Annotated in this window: 11 protein-coding genes; 7 read left to right on the forward strand and 4 right to left on the reverse strand. The window is 30.4% G+C overall.

Annotated elements, in window-relative coordinates; translation table 11 throughout:
* From ABJD66_RS05590 to ABJD66_RS05600, 3 genes are all read left to right on the forward strand, one after another.
* On the forward strand, positions 1 to 1955 hold a 1955-nt coding region (locus tag ABJD66_RS05590; RefSeq protein WP_348129147.1), incomplete at its 5' end, for a M3 family metallopeptidase.
* Between the two features lie 211 nt (positions 1956 to 2166).
* Positions 2167 to 2982, forward strand: a complete 816-nt coding sequence (locus tag ABJD66_RS05595; RefSeq protein ID WP_348129150.1) for a helix-turn-helix transcriptional regulator — start codon at positions 2167 to 2169, stop codon at positions 2980 to 2982.
* A gap of 79 nt (positions 2983 to 3061) precedes the next feature.
* Positions 3062 to 5569 (forward strand): outer membrane beta-barrel protein, encoded by a 2508-nt coding sequence (locus ABJD66_RS05600; RefSeq protein WP_348129152.1) that lies wholly within the window; start codon positions 3062 to 3064, stop codon positions 5567 to 5569.
* A 65-nt stretch (positions 5570 to 5634) separates the two neighbouring features.
* Here the strand turns inward: ABJD66_RS05600 and ABJD66_RS05605 are convergent, their stop codons facing one another.
* Both ABJD66_RS05605 and ABJD66_RS05610 read right to left on the reverse strand, forming a co-directional pair.
* Positions 5635 to 6312: a LytTR family DNA-binding domain-containing protein gene (locus tag ABJD66_RS05605; RefSeq protein WP_348129155.1), complete on the reverse strand. Its 678-nt coding sequence runs from the start codon at positions 6310 to 6312 to the stop codon at positions 5635 to 5637.
* Entirely contained in the window at positions 6305 to 7336 is a 1032-nt protein-coding gene (locus ABJD66_RS05610; RefSeq protein ID WP_100896033.1) for a histidine kinase, read from the reverse strand. The genes ABJD66_RS05605 and ABJD66_RS05610 overlap by 8 nt, the downstream gene beginning before the upstream one ends.
* A gap of 192 nt (positions 7337 to 7528) precedes the next feature.
* On the opposite strand from ABJD66_RS05610, the gene ABJD66_RS05615 reads away from it, so the two are divergent.
* From ABJD66_RS05615 to ABJD66_RS05630, 4 genes are all read left to right on the forward strand, one after another.
* A complete protein-coding gene (locus tag ABJD66_RS05615; protein ID WP_303544336.1) occupies positions 7529 to 7819 on the forward strand; it encodes an EF-hand domain-containing protein in 291 nt (96 codons plus the stop codon).
* Positions 7820 to 7839: 20 nt separating this feature from the next.
* Positions 7840 to 8685: a YHYH protein gene (locus tag ABJD66_RS05620; RefSeq protein WP_348129160.1), complete on the forward strand. Its 846-nt coding sequence runs from the start codon at positions 7840 to 7842 to the stop codon at positions 8683 to 8685.
* 55 nt (positions 8686 to 8740) lie between these two features.
* Positions 8741 to 9229 carry a toxin-antitoxin system YwqK family antitoxin gene (locus ABJD66_RS05625; protein ID WP_232732628.1) on the forward strand — a complete coding sequence of 163 codons (489 nt, stop codon included), beginning with the start codon at positions 8741 to 8743 and terminating at the stop codon, positions 9227 to 9229.
* A 76-nt stretch (positions 9230 to 9305) separates the two neighbouring features.
* Entirely contained in the window at positions 9306 to 9872 is a 567-nt protein-coding gene (locus ABJD66_RS05630) for an SCO family protein (protein ID WP_348129163.1), read from the forward strand.
* 15 nt (positions 9873 to 9887) lie between these two features.
* On the opposite strand, the gene ABJD66_RS05635 is transcribed toward ABJD66_RS05630, so the two are convergent.
* Together ABJD66_RS05635 and ABJD66_RS05640 are read right to left on the reverse strand one after the other, a co-directional pair.
* Positions 9888 to 10790 carry a DMT family transporter gene (locus ABJD66_RS05635; protein ID WP_348129166.1) on the reverse strand — a complete coding sequence of 301 codons (903 nt, stop codon included), beginning with the start codon at positions 10788 to 10790 and terminating at the stop codon, positions 9888 to 9890.
* Between the two features lie 45 nt (positions 10791 to 10835).
* Positions 10836 to 12152: a Na+/H+ antiporter NhaC family protein gene (locus tag ABJD66_RS05640; RefSeq protein WP_348129169.1), complete on the reverse strand. Its 1317-nt coding sequence runs from the start codon at positions 12150 to 12152 to the stop codon at positions 10836 to 10838.
* Between the last annotated feature and the right edge of the window lie 55 nt (positions 12153 to 12207).

The raw sequence follows: 12207 nt of genomic DNA on the forward strand, positions 1-12207 counted from the left end.
ATGAACATTTTAAACCTGCCTTGCAACAAGGTATTGCTGCACAGAATAAAGCTGTAGCTAAAATTGCAAATAATACAGAACCAGCTACTTTTGATAATACAATACTAGAATTAGAAAAAAGTGGTACGCAATTGCAAAACGTACAAAACATTTTTTCTGGATTAACTGGTGCACATACCAATGATGAATTACAGGCTGTACAAGAAGAAATGGCACCTAAATTCTCTGAACTACAAGATGGTATTTACTTAAACGAAAATTTGTTTGAGCGCGTAAAAGAGTTGTATGTAAAAAGAGATAGTTTAGTTTTAGATCCAGAGTCTTATAAGTTATTAGAAACTTACTTTGAAGCTTTTGAAAAAGCAGGAGCAAACCTAAGTTCTGAAGATAAAGAAACGTTAAAAAAATACAACACAAAGCTGGCAACGCTTATTAATAGTTTTAATAAAACTTTGTTGTCTGCCAATAATAACGGAGCTATAGTTTTTACAAATAAGGAAGATTTAGCTGGCTTAACAGAGGCTCAATTAAAATCATTAGAAAATAAAAATGGTGAAGGCTGGAAAATCCCATTGCTTAACACAACGCAGCAACCATTATTACAAAGCTTAGAAAGCAGAGCTACCAGAGAAAAAATATTTAAAGCAGCTTTTAATAGAGCAGACGGTACTAAAAATGATACTAAAGATATAATTCTGCAAATTGCAAATTTAAGAGCTAAAAAAGGAGCGTTATTAGGTTTTACTAATTATGCTGAATGGAGTTTACAAGGTACTATGGCAGAAAAACCTGAGAATGTATTTAATATGTTTAATGGTTTAATACCAGCTGCTACTGCTAAAGCAAAAAATGAAGCAGAAGAAATACAAAAAATGATTACCAAAAATGGAGAAGATTTTACTTTAGCCGCTTGGGATTGGAACCGCTATGCAGAAATGGTTAAAAAAGAAAAATATGACTTAGATGAAAACGCTATTAAACCATATTTTGAAATAAAAACTGTTTTAGAAAAGGGCGTTTTTTATGCTGCAGAAAAGTTATATGGTATTACTTTTAAAGAACGAAAAGACATTCCTACCTACCATAAAGATGTTATGGTGTATGAGTTGTTTGAAGAAAACGGAGATAAATTAGGTCTATTTTATGCAGATTATTTTGCTAGACCAAGTAAAAGAGGTGGTGCTTGGATGAGTAATTTTGTAACGCAGTCTCACCTATACAACAAAAAGCCTGTAATTTACAATGTGTGTAATTACCCTAAACCTGCAGAAGGTGATGCTGCTTTAATTACTTATGATGAAGTTAGTACAATGTTTCATGAATTTGGACACGCATTACACGGCTTTTTTGCAAATCAAGAATATCCTTCTTTATCTGGTACAGCTGTTGCAAGAGACTTTGTAGAGTTTCCTTCTCAGTTTAATGAAAATTGGGCCTTGTATCCAGAAATATTAAAAAATTACGCATTACATTATAAAACAGGAGAGCAGATACCACAAGCTTTAATAGATAAAATTAAAAAAGCAGGTACATTTAATCAAGGATATAGTTTAACAGAAAACTTAGCTGCTTCTAATTTAGATATGCAATGGCATACAATTGCTGCAGATGCTAATGTAAGTAGTGCCAATGCTTTTGAAAAAGATGCATTGCATAAAACTAAGTTAGATGTTGTTAGTGCTGTGCCACCACGTTACAGGTCTACTTATTTTGCACATATTTTTGGTAGTGGTTATGCTGCTGGATATTATTCTTACTTATGGACAGAAATGTTACACCATGATGCATATAATTGGTTTGAAAATAATGGAGGTTTAACTCGTGAAAATGGCCAACGTTTTAGAGATATGGTACTCTCTAGAGGAAATACAGTAGATTTAGAAGCTATGTATAAAAATTGGAGAGGTAGTGAGCCAAAAATTGAACCAATGCTAAAAGCACGTGGATTAAAATAAACGCGATTATATAAATTTTAAAAAGGAGCCTATATGGCTCCTTTTTGTTTTTAGCACGCTAAATTTTAGCTTTATTTTAAGTGTTGTATAAACATTATAAAGTTAGTATTTAGCGAAATCCTTTTCGTGGTTTTAACAAATTTTATAGATACTCCTTTTATCAATTACCTCTTATATTTTTTACATTTACTAAAACCAAATTTAAATTAACTTGCAAAGTTCTATTAAAACATATAATAAAATTTCTTCTAGTTTAGATATAAAAATAGAACCATTTGATACTCGCAAACGTTATACAAAACCACACAAGCACAACAAGTATTTAGAGATTGTTTACTTTACCAAAGGATCTGGCTATCATCACATAGATTTTAAAAGTTATGAGATTAAATCTCCTGTATTTTTTTTAGTAAAAAAGAACCAGGTTCACAATTGGGAAATAGATACAGAACCAAAAGGTTATGTCATAATTATTAAAGAAAGCTTTTTAGAGAAGACCTTAGATAAGTTTATAAATACCCAACTACACAAGTTAAAAAATAGTTCTAAGGTTAGAATTAAAGAAGTTAATAGTTCTTTAGAATACTTATTTAAAGCTATGAGTTTAGAAATTAAACAAGAATTTGTTAATCAAGAGGTTATTGAGGGTGGTTTAAAGTCAATTCTAGCTAAGTTAGTTGGCTTTTTAAATGAAGAATCTACTTTGGGTACTACAAATGTTACTTCTAATTTTTTAGAACTATTATCAATAAACCTTAAAAATAACGTGACTTTTTATGCAGATAAATTGGGTGTAACTTCTCAAAACTTAAATACATTATGTAATAAGGTTTTTGGTAAAACAGCATCAGATATTATAGCAGAACATATTATAAAAGAAGTAAAAAGGCAGCTATTATATAGCAACAAATCTGTTAGTGAAATTGCATATGATTTAGAGTTTAAAGATACATCGCACTTTACAAAATATTTTAAACGATATGTATTGCAAACACCTTTACAGTACAAAAAATCTTTTAGCTTATAAATTAGACCATTATTTAGTTATATACACCATTCTTACGTTGTTAATGCAAGTAAATTAGCAACTAAAATTTACTATAAATATGAAACTTAAAATACTATTATCTCTTTTTGCCTTATGCTTTTTAGGACAGAATGCAGCAGCACAAATTACAGGTAAAATTACAGACGTTGGCAATGGCTTAGCTTTAGAATATGCTACAGCTGCACTTTATAAAAAGAAAGACTTTAGTTTAGTTACTGGTGTTATAACAGAATTAAATGGCTCCTTTGTGATACCTAATGTAAAAGCAGGAGCCTACTTTTTAGAAGCTTCTTTTTTAGGTTATACTACAAAAAGAGTAGACGTTATTGTATCTAAAAAAGGTGCTAGTATAGATTTAGGAACCATACAACTATCTTTAGGAAACCAGTTAAATGAAGTAGTTGTACAAGCAGAACGGGTTGCTGTTGTGCATAAAATAGATCGTCAGGTTTTTGATACTAAAAAATATCAAAGTAGTGAAGGAGGTTCTGCTGTAGATGTAGTTAAAAATTTGCCATCTGTTACTGTAGATGGTCAGGGAGAAATAAGTGTTAGAGGTAGTCAAGGTTTCTCTGTATTAGTCAACGGTAAACCAACGCAAGGAGATGCCAGTGCAATTTTAGCACAATTACCAGCTAATGCTTTAGAGTCTGTAGAACTAATTACAGCGCCATCTGCAAAGTATGACCCTGAGGGAAAAGGTGGAATTTTAAATATTATAACTAAAAAAGGAGCTACAAACGGTACGTACACACAGGTAAATGTACGTGGCGGTTTTCCGTCTATAGAAGAATATGATACAAAAGAAGCTGCACAGCGTTACGGTATAGATGCAACGCTAAATAAACGTACGGATAAATGGAACTTTTCTTTAGGGGCTAGTTACCAACGTAATGATAAAACAGGTAGAAGAGAAGGAGATATGTTTATTGTAAACCAAGCCGAAAATAAAACTACTTTTTTACCTTCTGATGGTGAACGTAGTTTTGACGAAATTAGTTATAATGGTAGGTTTAATGTAGATTATACTCCTAATAAGAGAGATAGTTATTCTGTTGGTTTTTTTGCAGGAAAACATACAAAGGATAGGCTAGCAGATATTGTTTATTATGACAATCACGCAGTGTCACCATCAAATAGTGATAATAGGTTATATACATTTACATATTACAATCACAACTTAAGAATTAGAAAAGGAGATTTTGCTTTGGGTAGTTTTGATTATGAGCATAAGTTTGATGATGACTCTAATTTATCTGCATCATTTTTATATGAATATACATTTTTAGGCGGACCAACAGTAAACGATAATTTAGGAAATCCTGATAATACTATTATTTATCAGCAAGAATACAATACAAATGATAACCCGTTGTATGGTACACGTGTAAATTTAGACTATAAGTTTAAACCTTTTTCTTTTGGTATTTTAGAGCTTGGTTATCAGTTTCGTAATTTAGATCATACAGGAGAATTTGTTTATCAAAGAGATGGTGTTTTAGTGCCAGAGTTTTCTAGTGATGTGTCTTTAGATAGAACCATACACTCTGGATACACACAACTTACAGGAGCAAAAAACAAGTGGGATTATGCTGCTGGTGTGCGGTTGGAGTCTATGGATAGGGAATATACAGAATCTTTAAAGAGTGAAGCATCTCCTAATACTTATACCTATGATTTTGTAAAGCTTTTTCCGTCTGCATCATTACAGTATAAGTTAAGTGATAAAACAAAACTAAAAACAGCTTACAGTAAAAGAGTAGAGCGTACAACTACTTTAAAAATGAATAGTTTTGCAGAGCGTGAGCACTCTGAAGTTTTTGAGCAGGGTGATAATAAACTAGAACCAGAGTTTATTGATTTAGTAGAAGTAGGTATAACACAAAAATTAAAAGGTGGAAATTCCTTTTTTGCTACTGCATATTATAGGCACGTAGAAAATGTAATTAACCGTGTTAACGTGCTTGCTTATCAAGAAAATGGAGCTGTTATAGATACCATTATTAATCGTGTTTTTTCTAATGTAGGTAAAAGTAATTCTTATGGTTTAGAGGTAGGTGCAACTATCAAACCCACTAAAAACTGGTCTAACTTTATAGGTGCAAATGTATATAGTTATGATATTAAAGGTGCTTTAAACTTTAATCACAGAGATGGTATTGCACGCACATACGGTATAAATAGTAAAGCAACTATTTACTCTATAAACTTAAACTCTACTTATAATTTTTGGCAAAATGCTAGCGCACAGTTTTCGTTTAATTATTTATCAGAGAGAAACACGGCAATGGGAGAGGACTCCAGATTTTATTCGCCAAATTTGACTTTTAGAAAATCGTTTTTAGATAATAAATTAACAGCAACATTGCAATGGCAAAATATAGATATGGGACTTTTAAATACAAATGAGCAACGTATTACTACATCTAGACCAGACCAATTTTATACAACAACAAATTATAAGTATGAGGTAGATATGGTTTCTTTAAACCTGTCCTATACATTTAATGCAAACAAAAATAAATCTAAATTTATTGATAGTGAATTTGGAAAAAGAGAGTTTTAATTAGACTGTTAAATTTGTAAATTAAAGCCTAGTTAATGTTTGTATAACTAGGCTTTTGCTTTTAATTAAAATAACTGTTGTTTCACTTTTTCATAATAACTATCACTTACAGGTATGTTTAAAGTAGATAGTAATAAGTCTCTGCCTTTTAAGCTTGTAACCTTGGTTTTGTTTACGATAAAAGACCTGTGTACCCTCATAAATAAATTAGGGTCTAAAGATTTTTCTAGTGATTTTAATGTTTGGTGACTCATTATTTTTTTGCCATCTACTATATAAAAATTAACGTACTCACTATCACTCTCTATATGCGTAATATTTTTTAATTGTATTTTGTGTAAGTCGTAACCAGATTTAATAGTTATGGTATCGTTTACAGGTTTAGCAATTGTATTTTTGGTTTCTAACTTATTTACGGCTTGTAAAAAACGCTCAAAAGTTATAGGTTTTAATAAGTAGTCTAACGCATTAAGTTCATAGCCCTGTAAAGCATACTCAGAGTAAGCTGTGGTAAATATTATTTTGGTTGATGAAGGTATTATTTTGGCAAAATCTGTTCCCTTTAAGTTGGGCATTTGTATATCTAAAAAGAGTAGGTCTATAGCTTCAGACTTAATTGTACTTATAGCCTCAACAGGGTTTTCAAAATCAGCTACAAGTTCCAGGTAGTCTAATTTATCAATATAACTAATTAACAAAGCTCTTGCTAGCTCCTCATCATCTATAACAATACACTTATACATTTTTTTGTAGGTTTAATTCAACTTTAAAAATACCACTGGTTTTAGAAATAGACAAAGTATGTTTGTTGGGATATAGTATTTCTAATCGTTTTTTAACATTATCTAGGCCAATACCACCAACTTCATCTTTTAAAATATCTTTATCTGCAATACTATTTTCTACTTTAAAGTTTATGTTTTCTTTATCTGCTGATAAATTTATAGTTATAAAGGTATCTTTTCTTTGCTCTATATTGCTATGTTTTATTGCATTTTCTACAAATGGTATTAATAACATAGGGGCTATTTGTATGTTATTGTCTAGCGTGTTAAATGTCATTGTAATAGGATATTTTTTACTGCTTTTTAGCGTAAATAACTTTATGTAGTTTTCTATATATTCTACTTCTTTAGATAGTAAAACAAAAGGTCTTTCGCATTCATACAATACATACCTAAGCATTGTAGATAAATAACTTATACTTTGCTGGGTTTTTGCAGTGTCAATAGCAGATAATGCGTAAATATTATTTAAAGCATTAAATAAAAAATGAGGATTTATCTGTGATTTTAGCAGCTTTAATTCTGTTTCTAAATTTTCATTTTTACTAATAATTATTTCCTCTTCTTTCTTTTTAGTATAAACCACAAATTCTACTACGGTTGCTAAAATATATGCTATTAAAAGTAATAATACCTGTGTTAGGTGCCTAGATGGTGGCATAGGTAATGGTCTGTTTACATTCCTTATTTGTGGCATTCTGGGGATATGTTGCGCTTGGTCTAGTGGTAGTAAAGTAGATGGTATTATAATAAATATAGTAAGCGCTATAATAGAAATACAAACAAATTTAAAGTGCTTTTTAGTAAACAAAAATTTTGGTGCAGTATAGTATATAAGTAGTGCTATTAGAATTATTTGACCTATAGCAGAAAAACTATTTCTTTCTAAAAAAATAGTGTCATAGCCTTGTTGTGACCATAAAATAAACCAAAGTAGTAGCCATAATATGGACTGAAAAATAAATCTAATAGTTGCATTCATATTGCAAATAAATAAAATAAAAAATCAATTCAACGTCTAAAACAGCATCATTCATCTACACATAATAGGGTTTCACAGAATGTGTACCTGCTTCTACTTAAAACCGCAGTAATTTTACTTAAAACAAAACATCTGTAGTAAACTAATATACATCTTTGACATCTAAATAGTTGAATTTTAAAAACAAATATTATGAAGTGTACAAGAGTAAAAAAGGGAGTTTTAGGAGTGGTGTTAATAGCATTTTTTGCAATTGGTTTAAAAGCCCAACCACCAAAAGGAGAGCAACGAAAAAGACCAACAATTGAAGAAATTTTTAAGCAAATGGACGCTAATAAAGATGGTAAACTTTCAAAAAAAGAAGTAAAAGGACCTTTATTAAAAGATTTTAAAAAAATTGACACTAATGAAGATGGCTTTTTAACTAAAAAAGAAATAGAAAAAATGCCTAAACCAGAAAAAAGAGAAAGGCCATCTAAATAGGAATTATTTAATATAAAAATATGAAGAAGATTAAATTAATACATGTAAACATATTAGTACTTGCTATAATTACTACTGTAGCATTTTTAGCCTGTAGTAATGATAGTAATTCTATTGAAAATGATACAGACGACTCTGAGTTAACTGGAGAATTACATGCAGCATTTGCTGAATTTGATACAGATAATGTAACTATTTTGTTAAACGGCTCTGATGTAGAAATAGAAACTAACGGAATGCCAAACCATACGTCTCCGTATTGGTCTAATACTACAGAACGTAGTGCTGTAGACCCAATGGGAAACACACTTACAACTGAAGCCGCAGATACAAATCACGCTTTATTTGTAGAACCTACGGTTACAAGTTATGATAAAATGGCTCCTGGAAATATAGATGACTTTAATGGTTCATACTCGCTGACTGTTCCCCAAAACCCCATTAAAGCAACAACAAGTATATCTACAGGTCTAGGAGCAATTGGCATTGCAATTAGTGGCGCAATGATTTATAATGATGAAGAGGGACCAAATGTGCCTTTAGATGATGCAATAGGATCTTTAGATTTTACAGCAGCTCATACAGGTCCGCAAAGTTATCATTATCATTTAGAAACTAAAGCGTGGTCTAATGATGATCAAAATTTAATTGGTATTATGGCAGATGGTTTTTTTCTGTATGGTAGAAAATGTAATGCTACAAGTGATTACCCTACAGATTTAGATGCTTCTGGCGGACACATAAGTACCACACAACATACAACAGAGGAAGAATACCATTATCATATACAAAATGAATTATATCTTAATCAATTTTACATCTTATTTCCAGGAGATTACCAAGGAACGCCAAATACTATTTTATAAATTAGTATTAGTTGCAATACTCTTTTTTGTTAGTAGTTGCACACCTAGTATTGCTGTGTCTAAGAAAAAATTAGAAGTAAAAAGTAATGAAGGGCTTGTGTATTACAAAAGCAAGCCTTTTACTGGTTTGGCCGTTAGTTTTTATAAACACGGAGGAAAATCTGAAAGTATTAGCTATAAAAACGGTAAAAAAGAGGGCGACTATAAAAAGTGGTTTTACACAGGTTTACTTAGTTATAAAGCATATTATAAAAACGGAAAAAAACAAGGTGTTGTAAATTCTTGGTGGCGTAATGGTAAACTTAGGTCTAAATCTGTTTTTAAAGAAGGAGTTGTAAATGGGTTGCAACAACAGTGGTACAATACAGGGGCAAAGTTTAAAGAAATGAATATTGTAAACGGTAGAGAAGAAGGCATACAAAAAGCTTGGAGAAAAAACGGAAAAATTTATAATAATTATGAAGCTAAAGACGGAAGAATTTTTGGACTTAAAAGAGCAAACCTTTGTTTTCAGTTGGAAGACGAGATTGTACAAATTAAGTAATGTAGTTGTTATCTTTTTAGTTACAACTCTCTTTATTGGCTGTAAGCAAAATCTAGAAAACCAAAGCGTAAGTGCTTTGCCGTTTTATAATGAATCTAGTTTTACTCCAAAATGGCTAGCAGAAGATAGTAAAGAACTTAAAGAAATACATACAATACCTAATTTTAGTTTACTAAATCAGGACGGTAACATAGTAACACGTAATACTTTTAGAGATAAAATATACATAGCAGATTTTTTCTTTACTACTTGTTCTGGTATTTGTCCTAAAATGACTTCAAATATGAGTGTTTTACAAGAGACTTTTAAAGATGATGACGATGTTTTATTAGTATCACATAGCGTTACACCAGATATTGACACTGTAGCTATTTTAAAAGAATATGCAGAGAATAGAGGTATAGTATCTAATAAGTGGCACTTGGTTACAGGAGATAGAAGTAATATTTATGATTTAGGTAGAAATGCCTACTTTATTGAAGAAGATTTGGGTGAATTAAAAACTGAAAACGATTTTTTACATACAGAAAATTTTGTGTTAATTGATAAAAACCAACGTATACGAGGTATTTATAATGGATTAAACAAAACAGCTATACAGCAATTAATAAAAGATATTAAAACTTTAAAAGAGAGCTTTTAAAATATAGTATATAAGCTAGTTAGAGTAGAGTATTAATGCTACGCCTAAAAGTATACCTGCAAGCGGAATTAGCTTTTTACGCTTATTTTTCTCTTTAAATAAAATTCCGCCTAAGACAACAGCAATTAATATTTGGCTTCTTTTTATTGCAGATAATAACATAATTAAAGCATCAGGATCTTGTAATGCTTTAAAGTAAAAATAATCTGCTGTTTGCAATAAAATACCAACAGCTGGTATAGACCATCTCCATTTAAAAGCATTTCTTTTTTCTGCATTAGGAAACCAAGTTATAGCAAGTATTACCAATAAAATTAAAATAGTATACCAACAAAACCAAAATTGTAATGTTTGGGGATTTAAATTTACGTTTTGTATTAAAAATTTATCATATAATCCGCTAGACGAACCTAAAAATGTGGCACCAATTATAGCAAAAATCCATTTGTTATTTTTAAAATTGATACCTTCTTTTTTTCCAATTCTAGAATATAAAAAAACAGAAAATATAATTAAAAAAAAGCCTATCCATTGCCAGTGATTAGGTCGTTCTTGGTAAATAAAAATAGCACCTATAAATGTAAAAAAAGGTCCTGCAGAGCGTATGGGTGTTACAATAGTAATGGGCAAATGCTTTAGTGCTTGGTATGCTAAAACCCAAGAGCCAGCCATTAGCATAGATTTTACAACAATATAACCGTGTTTTTGCCAAGGAATATCTGTAATGTAAAAACCTACTTCTTTAGTATATTCAGGATAAAATTTAGAACCTAAATAAAAAGGTAATAACAGCAAAAAACCTGCTGTTATAGTCCCTAAAAGTACAGGAAACACTTCATTACCTTGTACAGCGTGTTTTTTACATAAATTATGTAATCCTAAAAATAAAGCCGATAAAAGACCTAAATACATCCACATGGCCGCGAAGATAACTTTTTAGATAAATTTTAATAGAACTATATCTTAATTTATACTAGTTTTCTTCAATTTAAAAGGATACAAGCTAATGTAAATAATGGTGTAGATAAATAACAAAAGTAAATACCAAGTATTACCAATAAGTTCTGTGTAAGTTAGGTTTCCATCAGAAAAACTCAAAATCATTAATACTTGTGCTCCATAAGGTAGTAAACCTTGTGTAATGCAGGCAAAAATATCTAAAATTGAAGCTGTATTTTTATTATCTAATTTATACTCATCATTAATAGTTTTTGCAATAGAACCAGAAATAATAATAGAAACTGTATTGTTTGCTATTGCCATATTTACTGTACTAACTAAGGTTGCAATACCAAATTGAGCAGATTTTTTACTCTTTATTAGGGTTTTAATTTTATTTAAAATATAATCTATACCGCCATTTTTAGCAACTAATGCAGCTAATCCACCAGATAGTAATGATAGTAGAAAAATCTCTGTCATACTTGTAAATCCATTGTAAGCAATTTTGGTAGATTCAATAAGTGTAAAATCGCCATAAAAAATACCAATTGCGGCAGCTATTAATACACCTAACAATAGTGTAACAAATACGTTTACGCCAATTACAGAGAGTGCAATTACTAATATGTAAGGAACTATTTTTAGTAATGAATAATTGTATGTAACATCTTCTAAATTGTTAGACTCTAAAGCTGCGCCTTTAACTATTAAAATAGCAATTGTAAAGAGTGCTGCTGGCAAAGCAATTTTTATGTTTTGCTTAAATTTATCACTCATTTTTACGCCTAAGGATTGTGTTGCTGCAATTGTAGTATCTGATATTACCGAAAGGTTATCTCCAAACATAGAACCACCTAAGAGAGCGCCGCAAAGTATAGCTAATGACACACCTCCTTTATCTGCAAAGCCAATAACAATAGGAGTTAGTGCAACTATTGCACCAACAGATGTACCTGTAGATATAGATAAAAATGCAGCAATTATAAATACTCCAAAGTAGATATATTGTATGGCTATAAAATCTAAACCAAGGTTTACAATAGCATCTACACTACCAGTTTCTTTTGTAATTGTAGCAAAAGCACCAGCTAACAAATATATTAAACACATTGTTAGTATTTTACTATCTCCGCAACCAGCTAAAAGTGTTTCTATTTTAGAGTTTATACTTTGTTTAAAAATTAAAAAAGCTACAATAATACCGGCTATAACTGCTATAGGAGCAGGTAAAGCATAAAAATCATTTTGATAAATACCTACACCTAAAAATGTAAATACAAATACAAATAAAGGGAATAAAGCAATAAACCTAGGCTTGTTGTTTTTAATAGATGTCATTTTTTTAGTTTTGCAGAACCAAAAAGAAAAGGACAAATAAGTGGATCTGAATTAA

Origin of the sequence: Cellulophaga sp. (genome assembly GCF_039943695.1) — a bacterium.
Lineage (GTDB): Bacteria > Bacteroidota > Bacteroidia > Flavobacteriales > Flavobacteriaceae > Cellulophaga.

Coding starts and splice junctions, on each gene's coding strand:
- ABJD66_RS05600 (WP_348129152.1), top strand. CDS start 3,062: ATGAAACTTAAAATACTATTATCTCTTTTTGCCTTATGCTTTTTAGGA.
- ABJD66_RS05605 (WP_348129155.1), bottom strand. CDS start 6,312: ATGTATAAGTGTATTGTTATAGATGATGAGGAGCTAGCAAGAGCTTTG.
- ABJD66_RS05610 (WP_100896033.1), bottom strand. CDS start 7,336: ATGAATGCAACTATTAGATTTATTTTTCAGTCCATATTATGGCTACTA.
- ABJD66_RS05615 (WP_303544336.1), top strand. CDS start 7,529: ATGAAGTGTACAAGAGTAAAAAAGGGAGTTTTAGGAGTGGTGTTAATA.
- ABJD66_RS05620 (WP_348129160.1), top strand. CDS start 7,840: ATGAAGAAGATTAAATTAATACATGTAAACATATTAGTACTTGCTATA.
- ABJD66_RS05635 (WP_348129166.1), bottom strand. CDS start 10,790: ATGTGGATGTATTTAGGTCTTTTATCGGCTTTATTTTTAGGATTACAT.
- ABJD66_RS05640 (WP_348129169.1), bottom strand. CDS start 12,152: ATGACATCTATTAAAAACAACAAGCCTAGGTTTATTGCTTTATTCCCT.